We start from the raw sequence: 23,401 nt of genomic DNA, 5'->3' as shown, positions 1-23,401 counted from the left end.
CGCTCCGGAAAGTGTCAGGGGGGCGGCCTAGAGTCGGCGGCATGTTCAGCGACCGTCTCTCCGCCCGTCACCGCCCACGTTCCCGGCGGCGGCGTACTGAGCGGTCGCCTCTTCCGCCCGCCACAACCCCGCCCACCACGCGCTTACGGGGGTCGTCATGACCGAGGTCGTGCGGGTCGATGAGCCTGCTGTTCCGGTTGTCGGCGCCGGTCGGGACGCCGGGTCGGCGGTGCGGGTGTTGCACGGGCTCGCCGGGCGGGACGGGGTGCTGAGTCTCTGGGGTGAGGAAGGGGTGGCGGCCGGTTCGCGAGGAGGTGGGCGGGGTTCCGTCCTGGAGCATCCGTTCGCTGTCCCCGCCGACCGGCTGCCGGCCGGTGAGTCGTGGGCGGAGACGGCCGTGGTGCTGCCGTCGACCGGGGCCGGGCCGCTGCCGTCGCCGTGGCTCGGGCTGCCGGCCCGGCGCGGGACGCCCCGGGCTCGGGCCTGGCGGGTGCCGGCGGTGCGGGTGATGTTCGCCGACGCCGATCTGGTCGCCGGGTTCGAGGGGCGGATCGCGCCGTCGGCCGAGTGGCTGGTGGAGTTGTGCGGGTTCGCGGCGAGCCTGGTCCGGCGCGGCCGGGTGCTGCCCGGCGTCCGGCTGGACGGCCCACGCCCGGTGGCCTGGTGGCGCCCGGTCCTGGCCGGCGCCGACGCGGCCCGCCATGCCGCCCTGCTCGACCGGATGCCGCCGTCCTGCCTGGCCGGCTTCTCGTCACACGCCGCGCCCGGCTTCCACCCCGCTTCCTCACCCGGGTCGCCGGCCGGCCTCTCCTCCGACTGCACCCCCGAGCCCTCGGCCGGGGCCGGGTCGCCGGGGGACTCGGCCGGCTTCGCGGCGGGGGCCTCGGCCCGGCGTGGGGCGCGGGCCGGGCGGGATGTGCCGGAGGGAGTGCGGGATGTGCCGCGGGCTGCCGGTGAGGTGATGCGGGCCGCGCTGGAGCGGCTGGTGGACGGGCTGGTGCGGACCCGGCTGGCTGAGGCCGGGGTGACGCTCGCCGGCTACGGGTGGCTGGGGGCGCTCGGTGGGGAGCCGGAGTTCGAGGCGGCGCCGGCGCTCGCCGACGAGCTGGCCGGGCGGCTGGACTCGTGGTTCGAGCAGGCCGCCGGTGGGGCCGAGGTCCGGGTGTGTTTCCGGCTCAGTGATCCGCGGGAGCACGAGCCGGTGCTCGCCGACGACGTGCCGCTGCCGGAGGACGCCTGGCGGCTGGAGTTCCTGCTGCAGGCCGTCGACGAGCCCAGTGTGCTGGTGCCGGCCGCGCAGGTCTGGCGGGACCGGTCGGCGCCGCTGCGCCGGTGGACCTCGCACCCTCAGGAACGGCTGCTCGCCGGACTGGGGCGGGCGGCCCGGCTCTACCCGGATCTCACCGATGCGCTGGGGCAGGTCCATCCGGCTGAGATGCTGCTCGACACCGAGGGGGCGCACCGGTTCCTCAGCCATGCCGCGCTGCTGGAGGAGGCCGGCTACGGTGTGCTGCTCCCGGCCTGGTGGCGGCGCCGGCCCAGCCTCGGGCTGACCCTCGAGGTGCGCGGGCGGGACCCGGTGGCGCACGTGCTGCGGGACCGGACGGTCGGGTTGCGGGAGCTCGTCGACTTCCAGTGGGGGCTGGCGCTCGGTGGCCGCACCCTGACCGAGGACGACCTGACCGATCTGGCACAGGCCAAGGTTCCGCTGGTGCGGTTGCGCGGGCGGTGGGTGTTCCTCGATCCGGAGCGGCTGGCCGCGGGGCTGGCGTTCCTGCGGCGCGGCGGGGGCCGGATGACCGCCGGGGACGCGCTGCGGGTGACCCGGCTGCTGCCACCCGAGGAGTTGCCGCTGCCGGTGACCGACACCCGCGGCGAGGGCTGGCTGGCCGACCTGCTCAGTGGCGAGCTGGACCAGCGGCTGGAGGTCCTGGACCCACCCGAGGGGCTGGCCGGTGTGCTCCGGCCGTACCAGATCAGGGGATTCTCCTGGCTGGCGTTCCTCGACTCGCTCGGGCTGGGCGCCTGCCTGGCCGACGACATGGGGCTCGGCAAGACGGTGCAGTTGCTGGCCCTGCTGCTGCACCACCGGGCGGGGCCGGCGCTGCTGATCTGCCCGCTGTCGGTGCTGGGCAACTGGCAGCGGGAGGCGGAACGGTTCGCGCCGGCGCTGCGGGTGCGGGTGCTGCACGGGGCGGAACGGGACGATCCGGCGACCCTGGCCGACGGCGCCGACCTGGTGCTGACCACCTATGCCACGGCGGTGCGGGACGCCGACGCGCTGGCCGCGATCACCTGGGACCGGGTGGTGCTGGACGAGGCCCAGCACATCAAGAACAGCGGGGGTGGCGCGGCACGGGCGGTGCGCCGGTTCCCGGCACGCAACCGGATCGCGCTCACCGGCACCCCCGTGGAGAACCGGCTGGCCGAGCTCTGGTCGATCCTCGACTTCGTCAATCCGGGGGTGCTGGCGTCGGCGCACACGTTCCGGGCGCGGTTCGCGGTGCCGGTCGAACGGTACGCGGACGAGGACGCGGCCGCCCGTCTGCGGCAGGCGACGAGGCCGTTCCTGTTACGGCGTACCAAATCGGATCCTGGCATCTCCGCCGAACTGCCCGCCAAGCGGCACGTCCGGCATCTGTGCGGGATGACGACCGAGCAGGTCAGCCTGTACCGAGCGGTGCTCGACGACCTGCTGGAACGGCTCGCCGAACAGGGCGAGACCCGGCGCAAAGGCCTGGTCCTGGCCGCGATGACCAAACTCAAACAGGCGTGTGTGCATCCGGCGCTGCTGCTCAAGGACGCGTCGCCGCTGCCCGGCCGGTCCGGCAAGATCGACCGCCTGGAGGAGATCGTCGACCATGCGCTCGGGGCGGGCGAGAGTCTGCTGGTGTTCACCCAGTTCGCCCGGTTCGGCGGGATGCTGACCCCGCATCTGGCGGCCCGGTTCGGGGCGCCGGTCCGGTTCCTGCACGGCGGCACCCCGGGTGGCGCCCGGGACCGGATGGTCAGCGAGTTCCAGCAGGCCACCCGGCCGGGGATCTTCGTGCTGTCGCTGAAAGCCGGGGGCACCGGGCTCAACCTGACCGCCGCCAACCACGTGATCCACGTGGACCGCTGGTGGAACCCGGCCACCGAGACCCAGGCGTCGGACCGCGCCTTCCGGATCGGCCAGCGCCGGGACGTGCACGTCCACACCCTCGTCTGCCTCGGCACCCTGGAGGAACGCATCGACCGGGTGCTCGCCGACAAGGGGGTGCTCGCCGAACGGGTGGTCGGCTCCGGCGAGGGCTGGCTGAGCGCCCTGTCCGCGACCGAGATCCGCGACCTGTTCGCCCTCGCCCCGGAGGCCATCGTTGACTGATGTCTGCCTGGACCTGCCCGTCCCGGGCCTGTTCGCACCGGCGTCGGAGGCCCGCGTTGACTGACTTCTCCCTGGCCTTCCTGGGCATGTTCGAGTCGTTGCGGATGGGGCCGACCTTCGCCCGGGGGCGTCGTGACGAACGCGCCGGGCATGTCCGCAGCCTCACCGTCTCCGGCAGCCTGGTGGTGGCGCTGGTCCGCGGGCCCGACGATCCGGTGGCGTTCCGGGCGCGGATCGCGGTGCGGGCCTTCGGCGCCTCCGACTGGGCGCGGGTGGAGTCGGCGCTGGTGCGGGAGGCCCGGTTCACCGCCGACCTGCTCAACGGGCGGATGCCCGCCGGGATCGAGGCGATCTTCGACGGCGAGGGGCTGAGTCTGCTGCCGTTGTCCTTCGACGAGGTGGCGCTGGACTGCTCCTGCGAGCGATGGCCGATGCCGTGCGTGCATCTGGCGGCCACCTGTTATGCGCTGGCCCGCGCGTTCGAGAGCGATCCGTTCGAGGTCTTCACGTGGCGGGGCCGGTCCCGCGACGAGCTGTTGATGCGCTTGCGCCGCCTGCGCGAGGCGTCCGCGGTCGACGGATCCGGACATCCCTCGGATGCCGCCCAGCAGTCCCCGCCGCGGTCCTCGCCACCGCCGAATGCCGGAGCGCCGCCGAATGCCGGATCGCCGCCGGATGCCGGATCGCCGCCGGGCGAGAAGACGAAGGACCGGCCGGCCGCCGAGGACCCGGCGAGTTTCTGGGGCTTCGATGCGCCCGACGGGCCCGATGCAGCACCCGCACCGGAGGCGACCAGGCCGGACGCGCTGCTGGACCAGCTCGACGACCCGGGCCTCACCCACGAGGGGCGCCCGGTCATCGAGGTGCTGCGTCCCGCCTATCAGGCGCTGCCGGACCGGACGTGACGGCGCCGCGTGATGCCGGTCCCCCGCGGTGCCGGCACCGGATCAGAAGCGGAAGCTCTGCGGGTTCGGGGTGGCGGGCAGGCTGAACAGGTCGGTCAGGCCGGTCACCCGGAGTTGGCGGTGCACGAACTCGCTCGGATTGCGCAGCGTCAGCCTGGTGCCCTGCTCGCGGGCCGACTCGTGGGCGGACACCAGCATGCCCATGCCGATCGAATCCATGAACGTCACGAACGTCAGGTCCACGATCAGCAGGCGGGGGCGTTCACCGTGCAGGGTGGCCAGGAACGCCGTCCGGAACCCGTCGATCGTCGAGGCGTCCAGACTGCCGCGCACGTCGGCGACCATCGTGCCGTCGGCCTGCCGTCGCGTCGTCATCACGGCCTCGCTCATCGCGTGTCCTCCGAGCCCCACCACACGTACCCCATCGGATTTGCCCTCCGCAGGCTGCCGCGTCCGCGGATGATCGGGGCGCACAACCCGTACGCCAGCCGGTTCTCACGTCCGGAGAACCGCCGGCCGCAACCGGAGGGACGGGATTCGGCGCATCGCGCCGGTCGGCTTGCCACGCGTGACATCGCGGGGTGACGGTGGCGGGCAGACCGACGGGGAGGAGAGAGCGACGGCCCGGACCGGCATCTTCGCCATCCGCGACGTGGGCCAGCCCCGGCCAGATGTCCGGCAGCGACGCCCCACTCGCCACCGCGCACCACTCGCCACCGCGCCCCACTCGCCACCGCGCTCGACGAGGGCGCGGCCTCGACTGGGCGACCGCCGTCCCGGCACTCGGCGCGGTCGTCGCCATCACCGGCGTCGTGCTGTCATCTTCTACGGCCAGACCCGGATATTCTTCGCGATGCGCCGGGACGGGCTGCTCCCCCGCGGTCTGGCGGCCGTCAATCAGCGGTACGGCACCCCGCCCGCCTCACCGTCGGCCTCGGTGTCCTGATCGCGGTGCTGGCCGCGCTGGTTCCGCCGGGCACCATCGTCGAACTCGTCACCATCGGCACCCGGTTCGCGTTCATACTGGTCGACATCGGGGTGATCGTGTTGCGGCGGACCCGTCCGGACACGCCCCGGCCGTACCGGGTGCCGTGGTCTCCGGTTGTTCCGCTGATCGGGGTGGCCTTCGCCGTCTATCTGATGAGCGACCTCCCCCTGGACCCCTGGATCCGTTTCCTGGGATGGCTCGCCGTCGGGATGCTGATCTGTTTCGGGTACGGGTACCGGCGCTCCCGCCCGCCCGCCCCGGGGGGATCCCCGGACGGGACGGGCGGCGACGAGCAGGCTCGGCCCCGATCAGACCGGATCGGACTGGCGCTTGCGGCGGGACGGGCCCCGACTGGCGACCTTGCCCGGCGCGGGCTTGGCGCCGACCTTCGGCGGGGCGGTCGTCGCGGACCGGGTGACCGAAGCGGCGTCGGCGGTCACGGCCGGCGTCGACGGATAGCGGCGGTGCACCCACCACTGCTGAGCCAGCGAGACCAGGTTCGTCGTGGTCCAGTAGATGATCACACCGAGCGGGAAGATCAGCCCGGAGAACAGCAGCGACACCGGGATCGCGTACAGCATCAGGCGCTGGATCGTGCGCTGCTGCGGGTCCTCCGACCAGCCGGTCTTCAGGATGGACATCCGGCTGGTCAGGTAGGTGGTGGCGACCATCGCGGCGATCAGCATTCCGACCACGATCCGCACGGTCAGGCCGTCGGCCCCCAGCGACGCCAGCTCGGCGGTGCTGGAGTTGAAGCCCGCGGCGATCGGCGCACCGAGGAACTTGGCCACCGAGGCGTCCGCGAACTGGGTCTCGGTCCAGCCGTACAGCGTGCGCCCGTTGGTGATCGACGGCTTCAGGTGACGCAGCACGTGCAACAGCCCGATGAAGATCGGCACCTGCAGCAGCATCGGCAGGAACCCGCCGAACGGGCTGACCTTCTCCCGCTGCCACAACGCGGCCACCTCGGTCTGCATCGCCACCGGGTCGCCCTTGTGCTTCTCCTGCAGCGCGCGGAGCTGGGGTTGCAGACGCTGCATCGCCTGCTGCGACTTCACCTGCCGGAGGAACAGCGGGAAGATCGCGGCACGGACGGTCAGCACCAGGAAGACGATGCCGAGCACCCAGGCCCAGTCGGTCGCCCAGCCGTGCGGGTCGCCGAGGAGCCGGTCCCACAGTCCGTGCCAGAAGAGCAGAAGCGCCGAGATGCCGTGATAGACGAGGGACATGAGGTCGCTGAACATGACGAGGGAACCCCCAGGGGCGGTGGAAGACCGGACGAGCCCGCGCCGGTACGGCGAAGACTCATGGACACACAGTCACCAGCGGCCACCGAAGCGAACAGCGCAGCTCGCGGAGCGTGAACCTCTTTCACCACAGGCCGTCCCGCCCACCGTCCCGTCGACGGCTCATCCTCTGGCCGTCGACGGGTGGCGTCACATCGAGCCCCGACGCAGACCGCCGCCGGACATCGACCGGTCAGCCGTCATGCTGTCAGCGGGCCCACGGGTCGTGTGCCCGACTAGCCGGGATCGGTGGTTCAAGCTGTGTGCAAAAGGTGCTTTACGCGAGAAATGCCAGCTCAGGCAGCGGCTGGGGCGCCCGTCGGTCCCCGGGGTCTGGTCCGCCCGGGCGCGTCAGGATCCCGATGCCGGGGCACACCCGCCCGAACGGCACGACTCCGCAACGCCGACAAACCCACCGAATGCCCGGCACCCTCGACGGGCAGAACCACCGGCATCCGGGTGAGCATCGCGATCAGCAGGACACCGACCAGGGCACCAGCCCCACCGGCAAGCTCGGAAGACCCGGCCTCGGCAAGCAAGCCGGCCAGGCGGGCGAGCGCATCCCACCACTTCACGGCGTCACCGTAACACCGCCCAGCCAGCCCTGTCTCACGGCGTCATCCGGCCCGGCCCGTGACACCGGCCTCACCGTCCTCTCCGGCAAACCTCGCCGGCCGGAACAGTCCGAACCTTGACGACCTGCACGTGCCGACCGGCCGTCACAGTCGCAGCTTCCAGCCACGAGCCCACCGCGCGACTCCCGGTCAGACCCGAGAGCGCCACCGGGCCGATCTCGGAGAATCCACCATCGTTTCGAGCCTTGCTCTCGCCGCCTGATCGCTTGCGGCCAATCCCCTCACGTGGGCGGCCCGCTCAGCGGAGATCCTGGTGGGTTTTCCACCGTTTCGCGTCTTCTTCTCGCCTATTGGCCCGCTCGCGGTCATTCCTCGCGCGAGTGTCCGCCTTTCAGCTTCCACCCTGGCCGATCTTGGTGGATTTACCACCGCAAACGGTGGTAAATCCGCCAAGGTCTCTGCTGAGCGGGCCGCCCGCGCGCGAGGATTGACCGCAAGTGATCAGCTGCCGGGAACGAGACACTTCCCGATGGTAAGTCCACCAAGATCGGCCTGGGCGAGGACTGGAAGGCAGGCCCTCGCGCGAGGGATTGACCGGAACACGGCGCGGAACCTCGCAGAAGACTCTTCTCGGTGGCGAATCGACCACTGTCGCGATCTGGCGATGACTTCCGCTGGAAACGCGTCCGGCTCCCGGTGAGTGGCGCGTTCGGCCCGGTGGGCGCGCTTCGGTCCGGTGTCGTCGTGGTCTTGCGCGTCGGGGCTGGGGCTGGGCCGGCAGCGCCGGAGGTGGGGGCGGCCGGGGTGAACTCCGTACCGGCGCATGTTTTTCAAGAAGCCCTGTGCCGTCCTACATGGAGGGAAGGGTCCGGGTCGGCGCTCGCGGGTGTGGAGGGGCCGGTGGCTGCGGATTCCCACGGTTCGGGAGAGGCGGCGCCGGGGGCGGATGACGAGCGGGACGCGGCGCCGGAGGTGGACGGCGGGTCCGCAGGGGCGGCAGGGTCGGCTGGGGCCAGTGGTGGGTGGGGGGACTCGTCGGCGGCGGAGGTGGGGGCCTCGGCGGCCCGGGCCGTCCACGGAGGGACCGAGGTGGGGCGGCGGGTGTCGGCGGTCAGGTCGCGGAGGGGGACGTAGACGCGGGCGTCCACCGCCTCGGCCAGCAGGAGGGCGGCCACCAGCGCAGTCGGGCGTTCCTCCGGGTCGCGGGCCAGGCAGCGGGAGACCAGGTCGAGGACCTCGGGAGGCAGATGCTCCAGGTGGGGCAGCGGTTCGGGGTCGGCGAAACGCTGGGCCATGACCAGCTCGGTGTGGGTTCGGGCGGTCCACGGCAGACGGCCGGAGAGGCAGTGGTAGAGCAGGGTGCCCAGGGCGAACATGTCGGCGGCGGGGGTGGCGGGCAGGCCGTCGAAGCGTTCCGGGGCGATGTAGGCGGGGGTGCCCATCACCGGGCCGTCCGGATCGGGGTCGGGGGAGCCGATCACGGCGGCGATGCCGAAGTCGAGGACCTTGGCGCCGGCCGGGGTCAGCATGATGTTGGCCGGTTTGATGTCGCGGTGGACCACGTTCTCGGCGTGGGCGGCGGCCAGTGCGGCGGCCACCTCGGCGCAGATCCGGACGCTGATCCGCCAGTCGAGGCGGCCGGCGGCCAGGTGTTCACTCAGGGTCTGGCCCTCGACCAGTTCCATCACGATGTACGGCACATCGGTCCCGGGACCCGGTGAGGTGCCGAAGTCGTGCACGCCGGCCACGTTGGGGTGGGCGAGCCGTGCGGCGGAACGGGCCTCGGCACGGACCAGGTCCACGCCGGGCACGCCGAGCGAACCCTCCACGCCGGGATCCATGATCTTGACGGCTACCGGCCGGTCCAGGACGCGGTCGTGACCGCGCCACACCTCCGACATGCCGCCGAGTCCGATGCGGTTGACCAACCGGTACCGCCCGCCCAGTGTCCGCATCAGGCGCCCCCCTCAGTTACCGGAGAGCTGTTACCCCACCGATCGGCGCACAAACGCCCATCGGGCCCGAATGAGTGACCGGGTCCATTTCCACCGACCATTCTGGGAACGCTCCCGAATACGAATTCACCGGCCCGAAAGGGCCATCCGGAATCGGTCACCGATCACTCCGTGGATAAAGGCGCCACGAAGGGGCGGGACCTCGCATCGGGGTCACAGACAGTAATGGCGGGGCCGTCCCTTGTGGGTCGGGCCCCGCCATCGTCAGTGCGGCCGGTTTACGCGCTCACCTGACGTCGACGACCACGCTAGGTTATCCGCCGCGGTGGCCCGAACCGGCCCCCACCAGGGTGATCGCGCTCTCAGCAGATCACCCTGTGCAACCAGGATCAGAACAACTCGGTACGGAGGTCGTGCGCGCCGTCCGCCCGGGTCGCCTCGTAATACAGCCGCTGACGGCCGTCCGGGAGCGCGACCAGACTGAGGTAGCGCAGCCCGTGCGGCTCGTGCGGACTGCCGACCGGCCCCCGGTCCTCGGCCGTGAGCTGCCCGAACGTGCCGTCCGGCAGTCGCGTGCCGGTGGCCGTGCCGGTGCGCTCCTCCCAGTTCTCCCCGGCCGTGGCGCGGCCGTCGTAGGAGGCGGTGATCCGGTCACCGTCGATCACCACCGAGGAGACCCGGACCCCGCGGGCGTCCCACTCCCCCGGGCGGCCGGACAGCGCGGTGCGCACCCAGGTCCAGTGCACACCGTCGGGGCTGGTGGCGTATTCGGTGGTCATCCGGTCGGCGTCGTCCCAGGACTCCAGGGGGTGCACCGACGCCCACAGGTGCCAGCCGTGCTCGTCGTGGTGCAACACCGGATCCTTCACCCCGGACTCCGCGGAGCCGGCCAGGACGGTGACCGCCGGCGCGTCGGCCAGGCCCTCGGGCGTGCCGGCTTCGAGCAGGTCGACACGCCAGTGCTTGGTGCCGGGGGTGGCGGCGCTGACGTAGAGCCGCCAGCGGCCCTCGGGGGTGCGGACCAGGGCGGGGCGTTCCAGGGACTCGGCGCCGAAGCGGTCCTTGCCGATCTCCGCGACCACGGTGAAGTCGACACCGTCGGCCGAGCGGGCGACCACGTTGGCGATGCCGCGGCCGGCGCCGATCGGGAGGCGGAGACGGTACGCCAGGTAGACGTACCCGTCGGCGTGGACCGTGCTGGGTGCGCCGGACCAGGCTCCCGGCTCGGTGCCCGGGGGTTCCACCACCACGGTGGACTCCTCCCAGCCGGGCAGGGGCAGGGCGGCGGTGATTCCGGTGGTCAAGGCGGCTCCCGTCGAAGGCGATGAACCCGACAAGTTTGCAACAACTATCGGATTTGTGGGACTTATCGGGCGCTGGCGTGTCGATCGAGACTCAGCCAGTCGTCGTAGTTCTGGCCGGTCACGTCCTGGAGCAGGGCGATGTCGTCGGCGAAGTACGGCAGCAGGGCGGCCCGCTCCTCCGGAGTGGTCACCGGCCGGGTGCCCGCCGTGCGGTGCAGCAGGGTGAGCAGCGGGCCCCGGGCGGCCAGGCGCAGGGGCACCGGGAAGTGGTGGCCGATCTCGCCGCCGGCCCGCAACAGACCTCGCAACACCCGGTTCACACCGTTGTCCTCGACGTAGTGACGGTTCACGTTCTCCCTCGGGATGGAGGTGAGAACACCGGTCCGCACACCGAGGAAGGAGCAGACCCGGTCCAGCGTCTCGGCCGGGCTGTCCTTGAGGTCGCGGTAGCGTAGCAGAAGTACCTGTTCGGCAGAGAAACGCTGGTAGAGGTGCTGGAGCTGCTGTCCGTAACGACCCAGTCCGATGTAGTGCCAGAAGTCGGCCCAGCCTCGTTCCCGGCGCGACTGCTCGGCCCGGCAGGCGGACAGGAAGTCCGCCTCGGCCTCCAGCCCGGCTACCCACAGGTGGGTCCAGTTGGAGTGGGCCCGGTCGACCGGATCCCGGAGCAGGATGATCAGCTTCACCTCCGGGATCAGTGCCCGGATCCGGTCGTGGGAGGCGAGGTCGTACAGGTAGAACGGGGTGGCCTCGCCCTTGAGCGCGCCGGGCGGCGCGGCGGCGAACAGCTTCTCGTAGTCGGCCCGCCGCCAGACGTGCTCCTGGTAGGTCTGCACGTCACCGGGGCCGCCGACGGCCGGGGGCGGCCCGTCGGAGAGGAAGAACTTCGGCTCCTTGACCGGCGACAGGAACAGATCGGGGTGCCCGGTCAGCGCGGCGTGCAGGGCCGTGGTGCCGGCCTTGGGCACACCCGCGATCAGGAAGTCGGGAAGTGACATGGGGTCTCCCTCAGGTCGAAGTTCCCTTAGCCTACCGATCAACTAGGATTTCGCAGCCGAAACCCAGCCGGTGGACGCCCTGTTGATCAGTAGATGCCCGTTCCGGCACCCGGGTACACCTAAGAGTGACGTTCCGGCCGGTCACCGCCTCGTCACCGCCGACCGGCACAGCCCATCGCCGGTCGGCCGAGTGGGCAACCGGCGGACGATCGGGAGCTCCCCCGTTCAGACGAGGGGTCAGCGGCGGGCCAGCAGGCGGCGCCACCAGGGCGTGGCCGGGCGGAAGCGGGCGCACACGCCCTCGCCACAAAGGGCGCATTCCCGCCCAGGGCGGTAGTGCTCATGCGCGTCATACGCGTGGCCGCACGCACAAAGTCCGGACTTTTCCGTCATCGCCTCACCAGCACCTCGTCCATGGTGGGAGCGACGCACGCACGCCCACCGGTCCCTGTCGCGTTCACAATAGACGCACACGGAAGGCGACCGGTCGCACACAGTAGCCAACGGGAGTGTGCACGGAGCGTCAGTGGACGCATGCTTGGAGTAGGCGTTTCCGGCATTGGCCGATGCCCATATTGTCCGTATTGGCAGTAATAAGCGGCCACTTTTCTAATTCGCGACTGAATCACCACATACATGGCTCAGTGCGACCGCTTCCCGTTACACACCGTAATGAGGAAGCCTTCCCTGACCACCGGAAGTACGTTAAAACTGCTGACAGAGCGACCGAACCCCCCAGCTGTGATGTGAACCCTTTGCGCAGCCTGTTGACGCTACGTAATCCCTTGCTAGGTTTATTTCCTGAAGCGAGCGGCTGTGCGGTCCCCACCGGGAAATCGCGCTACAAAGTCGCATTGCCGCCCCCCGGAAGGGACCGACATGGAGCTTTCGAACTTGAACACGTACACCGACGGTAACCGCCCGAAATCACCGACAGTTAGCGTCGTGATTCCCACGCTGAATGAGGAGCGGAACCTGCCGCACGTGTTCGCGAAGCTCCCGGCGATGATCACCGAGGTGATCGTCGTCGATGGCGGGTCGAAGGACCGTACGGTCGAGGTCGCCCGGCAGCTGCGCCCGGACGCGGTGATCGTGCAGCAGACCCGCAAGGGCAAGGGCAACGCGCTCGCGGTCGGCTTCGGCGCGTGCACCGGCGACATCATCGTGATGATCGACGCCGACGGTTCGACCGACCCGGGCGAGATCCCGCTCTTCGTCGACAAGCTGATCCACGGCGACCACTTCGTGAAGGGCTCGCGCTTCAGCCACGGCGGCCACAGCCACGACATCACCAGGCTGCGCAAGCTCGGCAACGACGGTCTCAACCTCGTGGTGAACGTGCTGTTCCGGACACACTTCACCGACCTCTGCTACGGCTACAACGCCTTCTGGCGCTCGGTGGTGCCGGCTCTGGACCTGCCGGACGTCCGCCTCCCGCAGCCGGCCGACGGCAGCAAGCTCTGGGGCGACGGCTTCGAGATCGAGACCATGATCAACATCCGCGCGGTGGCGGAGAAGCTCCAGGTCGGCGAGGTCGGCTCGACCGAGCACGAGCGCATCCACGGGGAGAGCAACCTCAACACCTTCCGGGACGGCTTCCGGGTGCTGCGCACCATCTTCAGCGAGTACGGCCGGATGCGCCGCCGTCGGGGCGCCGGCATCCGCCCGTTCGTCGAAGGCCTGCAGCTGATGCCCCCGCGCGGCATCGACCCGGTGGTCAGCAACCCGGCCCTCGGCGGACCGGTCCCCACCCGGCACGCCACCGACCCGCGCCGCGACGCCGGCCACCTCAACCGCGTCGGCGGCCGTCGCACCGAGGACGTCAACCAGTTCCGCAACCGGACCCTGGACGACCTCGGCAGTCAGTCCACCCAGGACCTGAGCGCGGCCCGGGCCCGGATCTTCGACGACCTCGGCAGCCGGCAGACCCAGGACATCAACGCCCTGCGCCGCACCTCGCGCGACGACTGAGCCTGCCACCCGCCCACAGGAGCACCCCCCTCGTGAACCACACCCCCCTCGCCACCACGATCGTCATCCCGACCTACTCCGAAGTGCGCTGGGACTACCTGACCCGGACCCTGGCGTCCGCGCGGGCCCAGTCGCACCAGCCCGACGACATCGTGGTCGTGGTCGACCACAACCCCGCGATGTACGAGCGGATCCAGCGCGAGCTGCCCGGCGTCACGGTGCTGCAGAACGCGTACGCCCAAGGTGTCTCCGGCAACCGCAACACCGGGGCCTTCCACGCGACGACGCCGCTGATCGCCTTCCTGGACGACGACATCATCGCCGACCGGCACTGGCTGGCCCGGCAGATCGAGCCGTTCGCCGACCCCACCGTGGTCGGCACCGGCGGCGCGATCCAGCCCGCCTGGGAGGGCCCGGCCCCGCGCTGGATGCCCGCCGAGTTCCTGTGGGCGGTCGGTGGCTCGTACGCCGGCATGCCCACCCGGACCGCGCCGATCCGCAACGTGTGGTCGGCCAACATGATCGTCCGCAAGGACGTGTTCGAGGCGGCCGAGGGCTTCCGGGTCGGCTTCGGCAAGCTCGGCGCCCGCAACCGGCCCGAGGACACCGACCTCTGCCTGCGGATGAGCCAGGTCGGCGGGGGCCGCTGGATGTACGTGCCGGGCGCGGTGATCCAGCACGAGGTGCCCCGGGAGCGGGCCAGCTTCAACTTCTTCGTGAAGCGCTGCTACGCCGAGGGCCGCGGCAAGGTCCAGATGGCCGGCCTGCACGAGAACGACGCGCTCGGTGCCGAGCGCGACTACCTGTGGGCGCTGCCCAAGGCGATGTTCCGCTACCTCGGCGCCGGCCTGACCGGCAAGGGCGCCGACAACTTCCTGCGCTCCGGCGGTGTGGTCGCCGGTGTCGCCGCCGCCGGTGTCGGGGGCGTGGTGGAGACCGTCAGCTCGAAGCGGCCCAGCCGCCGGACCCCCGTAGAGGTTGCCCCGTGACCACAGCAGTCCCCGCCGCCCCGCACCTCGGTGAGGAGAGCGGCGTCCTGCCCGCCGTCGTCCTCGACCTGGAACTGTCCGAGGCGCTGCCGGCGGTCGGCGCGGTCTCCCCGGACGGCCGCCGGGTCCAGCAGGCCTGGGCGCTGGTCCGCCTGTTCACCGAGCCGCTCGGCACGATCCTGGTGGACGTGCCGGAGCGCGGGCTCACCCCGCAGGCGCTGGCCGCGGCGATCGACGCCGAACTGGGCGACGTGATCCGGCCCCGGCTGGGTGGCGCCCCGGTGCCGTCGGCCGGGTTCGTCCCGGCCACCGAGCCGGAGTTCCTGGCCGGCCGGCGGGCCGCGCTGGCCGCCGCGCCGGACATCACCGTGGTGGTCTGCACCCGGGAGCGGCCCGGCGCGCTGGCCCGCTGCCTGGACAGCCTGCTCGACCAGCACTACCCGCCGGCCCGGATCCTGGTGGTGGACAACGCCCCGGTCACCGGAGCCACCGCAGAGGTGGCCCGGTCGGCGGCCCGGCGTGGCAAGGTCGACTATCTCCGGGAGCCGAGGGCCGGCCTGTCCTTCGCGCGCAACACCGCGGAGAAGGCCACCCGGGGCGAGATCGTCGCGTGGATCGACGACGACGAGCTGGCCGACCGGTACTGGCTGGCCGAGGTGGCCCGCGCGCTGGTCGAGAACCCGCACGCCGACGTGGTGTCCGGGGTGATCGTGCCGGCCGAGCTGGAGACCCGGGCGCAGATCTGGTTCGAGCAGTTCGGCGGGCACAGCAAGGGCCGCGGGTTCACGCCGGACCGGTTCGGCCCGGAGACCGCGCACCGGCAGAGCCCGCTCTACCCGCTGCCGCCGTTCGGCACCGGCGCGAACATGACGTTCCGGCCCGGCGTGATCGAGCGGGTCGGCGGCTGGGACGTCGCCCTCGGCGCCGGGACCCCGGCGATGGGCTCGGAGGACACCCTCGCCTTCACCCAGGTGCTGCTGGCCGGCGGGACCATCGTCTACCAGCCCACCGCGGTGACCCACCACTACCACCGGCGGGACTTCGAGGGCCTGCACAAGCAGATGGTGGGTTACGGGACGGGACTGACCGCGGCGTACACCAGTCTGCTCCTGGGCCGGCCCGGCCTGCTCTTCGCGCTGATCAGGCTGGCGCCCACCGCGCTGCGGGATCTGACCGGCGCGGACAGCCTGCGGGTGTCGACCTTGCGGGACGATTTCCCGCGTGAGCTCCTGACGGCCAACCGGCGGGGGATGATGGCCGGACCACGTGCCTACCTGCGGGGACGGCGCGCCGCCCGGGCGAGACTCCGGGACACCCGCTAAACCGACCAACGCGGCGACCGCGTCGTCAACAGTGTGTGGAGGGCTCTGTTCATGGGAGACCAGCCGACGTCCGACCGGAACCGGACGCCGGAGGAAATGACCGACGAAACAGTGGTCATCTCCCGGCCCACGCCGGACACCGACGAGACACAGGTGATCCGGCCACCGTCCGCGCCGCCGAAGAAGGCCGACGCGGACGCGACCCAGGTGATTCCGCCGGTGAAGAAGGCCGGCGGGGACGAGACCCAGGTGATACCCCCGGTGAAGAAGGCCGGCGGGGACGAGACCCAGGTGATACCGCCGGCGAAGAAGGCCGGCGACGACACGGTGATCATCCGGCTGCCCGGTGGGCCGTCCCCGGCGAAGAGCGCCCGGAAGAAGGCCGACGACACCGTCATCATCCGGCTGCCGAGCAGCCCGAAACCCGGCGGGCCGCGTAAGGGGGTCAACGCCCTCACCACGGTCCGCAAGCAGGCCGGCGACGACACCGTCATCATCCGGCTGCCACGGACGGCCGGCCGCGCCACGGTGGACCGCAAGACCGACGAGACGGTCGTCATCCGGCTGCCGGCCGAGCCGAGACCGGAGCCGAGCCGGGCCGTCGACCTGGGCTGGGCGCCCTGGGTGCTGGCCGTGTCCAGCCTGGGTGTGGTGCTGGTCGCCCTGGCGTACGCCGGTGGCCGGCACGAGACCGCCTGGGCGATGACCGCCTACTGGACCGGCCAGATCATCGTCTTCTCCCCCGTGGTGTTCCGGCTGCTCAGCCGGCTCGCCGGGGTCGCCGAGTCGTTCGTCCTGGTGATGGGTCTGGCGACCAACCAGTACATGCTCAAGTGGATGTACAGCCCGGACCAGTTCCGGTTCCCCGACGAGCTGCAACACTGGCTGGCCACCACGCTCATCACCGAGTCCGGTGAGCTGTTCCGGCCGAACAACGCGCTGCCCCCTGCGGTGCACTTCCCCGGCCTGGCCGAGATGGGCGCCGGGCTGTCGCTGTTCACCGGGCTGCCGGTGACCGCGTCCGGCATCATCGTGGCGGGCATCGCCCACCTGATCTTCGTGGGCTGGCTGTTCGCGGCGGTGCTGCGGGCCAGCAACTCGCCGGCGATGGCCGGCGTGGCCTGCGTGACCTATGCGACCGCCATGCACTACCTGTTCTTCAATTCGATGTTCCTGTACGCCACCGCGGCCCTGCCGTTCTTCATGCTCACCGTGTGGGCGCACCGGCGGTGGCGCTCGGGCGGCGGCCGGCGGTTCCTGGCGCTGGCCGTGCTGGGCATCGCGATGACCACGGTCAGCCACCACGTCACCGCGTTCGCCCTGGTCGCGACCCTGGTGCTGCTCTCGGTCACCGAGGTGGCGCTGGAGCGCCCGCGGCCGTGGCACTCGCTGCTGACGCCGGTCGCCGCGCTGACCGTCGTCTGCGCGTGGATCGGGTTCGTGGCCACCGACGTGATCGCCTATCTGGAGGCGCCGGTCGAGCGGCTGGCGTCGTCGCTGAACCAGATGTTCGGCGGCGCGGTGAGCCAGGAGGCGGGGGTCGCCAAGCCGGTCCCGCTGGTCCAGCTCGGTGTGCAGGGCCTGGGCATCCTGGGTCTGCTGGTGCTGTTCCTGGCGGTGGCCCGGGACATGATCCTGCGCAAGGACCGGGACACCTGGCGCTGGGCGGCCCTGGTCGGCGGCGCCGCCTTCTTCGCCGGCAACGGGGCCCGGTTCCTCGGGCAGAGCGGGCCGGAGATCGCCGGCCGGCTGTCCACCTTCACCTACGTCCCGATGTCGATCATCGCGGCGATCGCGATCGTGCACGCGGTGCGGATCATCCCGGACAAGGACGAGAACGGCCGGCGCTGGCTGTCGGTGCCGCCGCCGGGGGTCGCGGTGACCACCGGGCGGCGGCTGGCCGGGCAGGTCTACATCGGCACCACGCTGATCACGCTGCTGATGATCGGCGCCCGGACCGGCGGCTGGCCACCGGTGTCGGCGCTGCTGCCGGGACCGTACATGCCGGCCGCGTACGAGCGGTCGGTGGACGCCTACGGGGTGGACGCGGCCTGGTGGCAGGAGCGGGAGCTGCCCCGCGAGGCCCGGGTGGGCGGGGACATCACCGCTGTCGCGCTGTCCTCGACGTACGGGCGGATCGACCCGGTCCGGGAGGTCGGCGAGCTGTACTACGCCACCTCGTGGACCGCCGCCGAGCAGGAGATGGTCCGCACGCTGGCGATCGACTACCTGGTGGTGGACCACCGGATGGGCGATCTGCTGCCGATGGACAACGCGTACTTCCAGAGTGACCCGATGGCCGGCCGGATCACCGAGCCGCTCAGCGACGTCCAGCTGGACAAGTTCGACTCGATCGCCACGGTCTCCCGGCTCTACGACAACGGCACGGTACGGATCTACCAGATGGGACGCTCGTGAAGCCGGTACACGCCGGGGTCCTCGCCGGCCTGACCGTGGTGGCCTCGCTGGCCGTCGAATTCGGTCCCGTGGCGCTGTCGGTTCCGGCCGGGACGGCACTGGCGTTCGTGCTGCCCGGGTATGCCCTGACCGAGGCGATCGTCCGCCCCGGCCGGCGCGACATCGGGGTGGTGGAGCGCTCGGTGCTCGTACCGTCGCTGAGTCTGGCGGTCCTGGTTCTGGGTGGTCTGGGGCTGTGGAGTGCCGGCGGGAACCTGAGCCGGACCAACTGGATGCTGGTCTGCGCGGTGGTCACGCTGGGCGCGGCCGGGGTCGCCGTCCACCGGGCCCGCAACGCCCCGGCCCCGGCCACCGGTCCGGCGCCGAAAGCCCCGCCGGCGCCGCGTTTCGCGATCACCCAGGAGCGCCTGATCCGGGACATCCTGCCGCTGACCCTGGCGGTGCTGCTGGTCGCGGCGGCCGGGGTGTGGTCGTTCGCGGACAGTGTGAACACCTATGACGTGCGGGTCACGTCTCTGGCCGCGTCCACGCCGGGCCCGGTCGACGCCGAGGGCAACCGGATCACGCAGGTCACCGCGACCGGGCTGGAGGCGGCGTCCGGGCCGTACCGGATGGTGCTGACCGGGGCCACCGGGCAGGAGCTGAGCAAGCACGACATCGCGCCGTCCACCGACGGCGACTGGGCCGGCCGGGTCACCGTACCGAGCGACGAACGGGTCACCGTCAACCTCTTCCGCGGCGCCGAGCCACAGCCGTTCCGTACCCTGATCATCGCCGCTGTCACACCCTGAAACAGGAGCTCCGCCCGCATGTCGGACGTCTCAGACCCACCCCGGCGCGGCCGCCTCTGGCTGGCCGTGGGCGGGATCGTGGTCCTCGCCCTCGGGATCGCCATCGCGATCACGGTCAATCCAGCCGATGATCACCCGGTAGCCACGCCCCGCGCCTCAACGATTCCGACATCTCCGAAAAATACTCCGGGGGTCACCGCTGACCCCCGGTCCGCCCGCCAGATGATCGCCCTCCCCCGCGAGGCCGGCGCCTGGCCCGGACCCAACGGCATGTCCGGCGTCAACGGATTCCCCGTGCTCGACAGCGCCTCGGTCACCGGGTTCTGCACCAGCCGGGGCCGCCCCTGCAACGTGGCGCAGACCTACACCGACCGCACCGACTACGACTCGATGACCCGCGGCTCCGGCTGGACGTTCGAGAACTTCGCCGACTTCGACGGCGTCCTGGTGATCTCCCAGGCGCTGGTGCCGGACAAGGGCGAGGGCCTGATGGCGGCGTGCGCGAACGGCGACTACGACCAGCACTGGCGCGACTTCGGCACGCTGATGGTCCAGCACGGCCGGGGCGACTCGATCGTGCGCCTGGGCTGGGAGATGAACGAGGGCTCGATGGCCTGGCGCGGGCTGAACACCGAGCGCTACATCGCCTGCTACCGCACGGCCGCCACCGCGCTGCGCGAGACGAACCCCCAGGTGGTGCTGGACTGGACGATCAACGCGCACAACACGCCGGAGGATCTGTGCGGCGGGCTGAGCACCAACTGCTATCCGGGTGACGAGTACACCGACATCATCGGCATCGACAACTACGACCATCACCCCTGGTCACCCACGAAGGCGGACTTCGACCGTACGGCGGCCGCGCCTGAGGGTTTGACCTGGTTCTTCGATTTCGCCCGGTCGCGCGGCAAGCTGTTCTCGGTCGGCGAGTGGGGGATCATGCCGACCGGGGACGCGGGCCGGGACAATCCGGAGTTCATCGGCTGGATGCACGAGTGGTTCGCCGCGCACGCGCCGTACCTGGCGTACGAGGCCTACTTCCAGCGCTGCGACGGAACGTTCTCCCAGTCGTCGATCCTGCGGCCGGACGACCCGGACTGCCTGCCGAACACCGGGTCGTCCGACGCCTACGTGTCGCTGTTCAAGCGCTGAACCGGGCGGTCCTCGCCATCTCCCGGTAGGCCGCCGTGGACCGCTCGTCGGTGTCGATGCGCCAGTGCTCGGGGTACGACGGATGGGTGTCGGTGTCGAACCACACCACCGCGCCGATCGCCGGGCGCCGGGCCACGTACGCCGAAAGGTCCTTGATCCAGTCCGCCTTGCTGGTGCCGCCGTGGTCCTTGGAGCCGACCTCGGTGATCATCAGGGGCTTGCGCGGCGAGTACGTCCGGTAGAACCCGTCGAAGAGGGTCTCCGGCGCCTCCTTGTTCAGGTTGTATCCGGAGACACCCACCCAGTCGACGTACCTGTCACCCGGGTAGTAGGCCTCCATCCGGTTCCACTCCTCGTTCGGGCTGGAGTTCCAGTTCGGGCTCCACACCCAGGACACGTTGTCCGCACCCTCGTCGTCGAAGATCTTCCGGATCCGGCGGAAGCACTTCACATAGCCGGCCGGGTCGCTGTCGTTGCGGGGGCCGCCCCAGTCGTACCAGTCGCCGTTCATCTCCCAGCCCCAGCGCAGCAGCACCGGCCGGTCGAAGTCCCGGGTCCGGCGGGCGGCCGCCGCGATCAGGTCGTCGGAGCGGCCGTCCAGGATCCGCGGATACTTCGGGCCCCGCCAGGAGACCATCGGGATCGACTTCTTCGGCATGCCCTCGATCGACGACGGCAGGTTGTCCCGCCAGGCGTAGAACACGTGCGTGATCCTCTGGTCCCGGCCGAGCTGCTCGCGGCGCAGCTTGACCGCTTCCGGGTACGTCATCCCGTCCAGCCCCAGATAGGAGCCGAGCATCGCCTTGCCGGCGACGAACGGCACCGTGCCGCCCAGCTTCTTCGGATCGTCCGCCTCGGCGAACGGCGACGGGGTCACCTCCGGAGACGGGCTCGGGGCCGGCGCCGCCGCCTCCTTGCGGGAGATCACTCCGCAACCACCGAGAGCGCCCACCGCGGCTAACCCGAGCAGACCGCGCCGGGTGATCACGTCAGGTTCCGGCCGGCCTTGCGCGCCAGCTTGCGGACCATCCGCCAGCCTGGTTGCGCATACTGTTTGAGCTGCGCGGACAGAGGGGTGGCACCCTCGATCAGAGCGACCAGGCCGGCGCCGGTGTGATCCGGGGTGGGCTGGAACCGGGGCACCGCGAACCGCCGCTCGGACGGGCTGTGCGCGCGCCGGCCGACCTCGGTGGCGTTGTCGTGCCCGGACCGCTGCACCACCCGGCGGACCAGGTCGCTGTTGTAGCCGTGCGGGTAGGCGAACGACCGCACCCTGATCTGCAGCCGCTGCTCCAGCTGGTCGTGGCTGCTGACCACCTCCTCGCGCAGCTGCGCCGGGGTGAGCACGTCCAGCGGGTGGTGGATCAGGCTGTGGTTGCCGATCTCGACCCCGGCGGCGGCCACCTCGGCCAGCTCGTCCCAGGTCAGCATCGGGCCGAAGTCCCTCTCCCACCGCCCGAGCCAGCCGGCGTGGCCGCCGAGGTGGCCGACCGAGGCGTACAGGGTGGCGCCGGCGCCGGCCTTGCGCAGCTCGGGCACGCCCCGGGTGAGGAAATCCCGGTAGCCGTCGTCGAAGGTGACCGCGACCATCCGCCCGGTGTCGCCGCGCTCCAGCCGGTCCAGCGCCTCGGTGAGCCCGACCAGCTGATAGCCGGCCGCGGACAGGGCGGCGAGCTGCTCGGCCAGGCGCTCCGGCGGAACCGCGAGATCACGGAGCGGGCCACCGACCGAGGAGACCGAGTGATACATCAGCGCCGGCAGCGTGGACCAGGTCACGCGAATTCCCCCCAAATACTTCCGAGTTGCTCCGGCCGGGAACGTTACCCGCGCGGCCGCCCTGGAGGGTTCAGCCGTTCGACCCTACCTCTAGCCATTTCAGACTACGGGGAGTAACCTCCGAATCCTTCCGGTTCGCCAACCAGCGCAAACAGCGTCACGCAGACATTACTAGCAGTGACATCTGAACCTTTGCGGCACCGATGACGTACCGGAGGACAAGACCGAAACCGCTCTAAACCCCGGGAGCGCGAACCATGTTCCGCCTGATCCAGCTGCATACTGAAGCCGGCGTGCCACGCATCGGCGTCGACCCCGACGGCTACGTCAGCGCACGCGCCGCGCTGGCCCAGTACCGGACCGCCCCCGCCACCTACTTCGCCGTCGGCCGCTTCGACCACGAGGGCACCCTCACCGAAGTGATCCTCGACCCGATCTGCGGACTCGACGGTGCCTGCCAGCGGCCCGCCTCGGTCATCCACGCCAAAACCTACGAACGCCTGTGCGAGGCCTGCGCCTCCGGACTCGACGTGCTCACCGTGGCACAGCTCGCCCGCCGCCTCGGCATCGCCTGCCGGCTCGCCCCGTCCGTCGCCCGCTTCCGGCAGAACACCCTGACCGGCCTGCGCGCCCCCTCCGGCAACCGGATCGCCCGCGAATTCCCCGACCACGTCCACGACCCGATGTGGCGCCAGGAACTCTGCCTCAGCCTCACCCAGAGCCCCACCACCCTCAACGGGCTGCTCATCGGCGTCGGCGCCCTCAGCCACCGCCAGGTCCTCGACCTCTACCCGGTGCTGTGCGCCCTCGGCGACGAACTCCCCGACGCGATCCGCTCCGACCTCTCCCGCGCCACCGCGCGACCCCTCTCCCCGGCCGGCGTCACCGGTCTGCGTCTCGGTCTGCGCATTTAGATCTGGTACGCGTTCCGTACAGTCCCGTGGCTACCCCGCGAGGTCCGCGGCGGCCCGGGCCCTGACGCGGCCGCCGGGCTTCGATCCCTACTCCAGGTTCACCCGCCTCTACTCCAGGTTCACCCGGTTCGATTCCTGATCCGGGTCCACCCGGTTCGATCGCTGGCCCGGGCCCACCCGGTTCCATCGCTGGCCGGGTCTACCCGGTTCGATCCCTGGCCCAGGTCCACCCGGTTCCATCGCTGGCCCGGGTTCGCCCGGTTCGATCCCTGATTCGGGTTCGCCCGGTTCGATCCCTGATTCGGGTTCGCCCGGTTCGATCCCTGGTCCAGGTTCACCCGCAGAACCGTTCCGGCACCCCGGCACGTGCCGCAGTTCGTGAGGTAGGCGGCGGTGCCGCGGATCGTCAGACCGCCCGGCTCGGTCAGGCCCTCGGACAGCACGACGTGCCGCACACCTTCGGCATCCACCCGGATCAGGGCGCCGGACGCCCGCCCGGGCCCGGCACTCCCCCACTCGCCCGCGACGCTTCCCCGAGTCGGCGCCGCCCTCCGAATGGGCTGCCCAGCTTCACGAGACAGAACGTTCTCCTCAGGAGACGCCGACCAACCCGCCCACCCGGCCTGCCCAGCCCGCCCGACCCGCCCAGCGTCACGACACAGAACGTTCTCCCCAGGAGACGCCGACCAACCC

General features: G+C 71.1%; 17 protein-coding genes. 9 read left to right on the top strand and 8 right to left on the bottom strand.

The window, feature by feature from the left end; translation table 11 throughout:
* The first annotated feature begins 157 nt into the window (after positions 1-157).
* Entirely contained in the window at positions 158-3,364 is a 3,207-nt protein-coding gene (locus ACQ0O7_RS11435; protein ID WP_430781948.1) for a DEAD/DEAH box helicase, read from the top strand.
* 56 nt (positions 3,365-3,420) lie between these two features.
* Positions 3,421-4,269 (top strand): hypothetical protein, encoded by an 849-nt coding sequence (locus ACQ0O7_RS11430; RefSeq protein ID WP_430781946.1) that lies wholly within the window; start codon positions 3,421-3,423, stop codon positions 4,267-4,269.
* 42 nt (positions 4,270-4,311) lie between these two features.
* Here ACQ0O7_RS11430 and ACQ0O7_RS11425 read toward each other — a convergent pair whose 3' ends face one another.
* From ACQ0O7_RS11425 to ACQ0O7_RS11400, 6 genes are all read right to left on the bottom strand, one after another.
* Positions 4,312-4,659, bottom strand: coding sequence for an STAS domain-containing protein (locus ACQ0O7_RS11425; protein WP_430781945.1), 348 nt, complete (start codon positions 4,657-4,659; stop codon positions 4,312-4,314).
* 906 nt (positions 4,660-5,565) lie between these two features.
* A complete protein-coding gene (yidC, locus tag ACQ0O7_RS11420) occupies positions 5,566-6,501 on the bottom strand; it encodes a membrane protein insertase YidC (protein WP_430781944.1) in 936 nt (311 codons plus the stop codon).
* 338 nt (positions 6,502-6,839) lie between these two features.
* The gene (locus ACQ0O7_RS11415; protein WP_430782135.1) at positions 6,840-6,998 is read right to left on the bottom strand and encodes a DUF6412 domain-containing protein; all 159 of its coding nucleotides are present in this window, start codon (positions 6,996-6,998) and stop codon (positions 6,840-6,842) included.
* Between the two features lie 950 nt (positions 6,999-7,948).
* Positions 7,949-9,073: a serine/threonine-protein kinase gene (locus ACQ0O7_RS11410; RefSeq protein WP_430781942.1), complete on the bottom strand. Its 1,125-nt coding sequence runs from the start codon at positions 9,071-9,073 to the stop codon at positions 7,949-7,951.
* Between the two features lie 389 nt (positions 9,074-9,462).
* Positions 9,463-10,377, bottom strand: coding sequence for a hypothetical protein (locus ACQ0O7_RS11405; protein ID WP_430781941.1), 915 nt, complete (start codon positions 10,375-10,377; stop codon positions 9,463-9,465).
* A 62-nt stretch (positions 10,378-10,439) separates the two neighbouring features.
* Positions 10,440-11,375: a sulfotransferase family protein gene (locus tag ACQ0O7_RS11400; RefSeq protein ID WP_430781940.1), complete on the bottom strand. Its 936-nt coding sequence runs from the start codon at positions 11,373-11,375 to the stop codon at positions 10,440-10,442.
* A 945-nt stretch (positions 11,376-12,320) separates the two neighbouring features.
* Here ACQ0O7_RS11400 and ACQ0O7_RS11395 point away from each other — a divergent pair.
* The 6 genes from ACQ0O7_RS11395 to ACQ0O7_RS11370 all read left to right on the top strand — a co-directional run bounded on the left by ACQ0O7_RS11395 (position 12,321) and on the right by ACQ0O7_RS11370 (position 20,018).
* Positions 12,321-13,346 carry a glycosyltransferase family 2 protein gene (locus ACQ0O7_RS11395; RefSeq protein WP_430781939.1) on the top strand — a complete coding sequence of 342 codons (1,026 nt, stop codon included), beginning with the start codon at positions 12,321-12,323 and terminating at the stop codon, positions 13,344-13,346.
* Positions 13,347-13,378: 32 nt separating this feature from the next.
* Positions 13,379-14,335, top strand: coding sequence for a glycosyltransferase family 2 protein (locus ACQ0O7_RS11390; RefSeq protein WP_430781938.1), 957 nt, complete (start codon positions 13,379-13,381; stop codon positions 14,333-14,335).
* A complete protein-coding gene (locus tag ACQ0O7_RS11385; protein WP_430781937.1) occupies positions 14,332-15,657 on the top strand; it encodes a glycosyltransferase in 1,326 nt (441 codons plus the stop codon). Before ACQ0O7_RS11390 ends, ACQ0O7_RS11385 begins: the two co-directional genes overlap by 4 nt.
* A gap of 96 nt (positions 15,658-15,753) precedes the next feature.
* Positions 15,754-18,075, top strand: a complete 2,322-nt coding sequence (locus ACQ0O7_RS11380) for a hypothetical protein (protein WP_430781936.1) — start codon at positions 15,754-15,756, stop codon at positions 18,073-18,075.
* Complete coding sequence (locus ACQ0O7_RS11375; RefSeq protein WP_430781935.1) at positions 18,072-18,866, top strand: DUF1616 domain-containing protein; 795 nt, start codon at positions 18,072-18,074, stop codon at positions 18,864-18,866. The genes ACQ0O7_RS11380 and ACQ0O7_RS11375 overlap by 4 nt, the downstream gene beginning before the upstream one ends.
* An 18-nt stretch (positions 18,867-18,884) precedes the next feature.
* Complete coding sequence (locus ACQ0O7_RS11370; RefSeq protein WP_430781934.1) at positions 18,885-20,018, top strand: glycoside hydrolase family 26 protein; 1,134 nt, start codon at positions 18,885-18,887, stop codon at positions 20,016-20,018.
* Here ACQ0O7_RS11370 and ACQ0O7_RS11365 read toward each other — a convergent pair.
* Both ACQ0O7_RS11365 and ACQ0O7_RS11360 read right to left on the bottom strand, forming a co-directional pair.
* Positions 20,008-21,006 carry a glycoside hydrolase family 26 protein gene (locus ACQ0O7_RS11365; RefSeq protein ID WP_430781933.1) on the bottom strand — a complete coding sequence of 333 codons (999 nt, stop codon included), beginning with the start codon at positions 21,004-21,006 and terminating at the stop codon, positions 20,008-20,010. The genes ACQ0O7_RS11370 and ACQ0O7_RS11365 overlap by 11 nt on opposite strands.
* The gene (locus tag ACQ0O7_RS11360; RefSeq protein WP_430781932.1) at positions 21,003-21,794 is read right to left on the bottom strand and encodes a polysaccharide deacetylase family protein; all 792 of its coding nucleotides are present in this window, start codon (positions 21,792-21,794) and stop codon (positions 21,003-21,005) included. The genes ACQ0O7_RS11365 and ACQ0O7_RS11360 overlap by 4 nt, the downstream gene beginning before the upstream one ends.
* A 257-nt stretch (positions 21,795-22,051) precedes the next feature.
* Between ACQ0O7_RS11360 and ACQ0O7_RS11355 the strand changes: the two genes are divergently transcribed.
* Positions 22,052-22,708 carry a hypothetical protein gene (locus ACQ0O7_RS11355; protein ID WP_430781930.1) on the top strand — a complete coding sequence of 219 codons (657 nt, stop codon included), beginning with the start codon at positions 22,052-22,054 and terminating at the stop codon, positions 22,706-22,708.
* The last annotated feature ends 693 nt before the right edge of the window (positions 22,709-23,401 follow it).

This window comes from Actinoplanes sp. G11-F43, assembly GCF_050589265.1.
In the GTDB taxonomy this organism is placed as follows: Bacteria; Actinomycetota; Actinomycetes; order Mycobacteriales; family Micromonosporaceae; genus Actinoplanes.
This window is presented reverse-complemented; position numbering and strand designations above follow the sequence as displayed.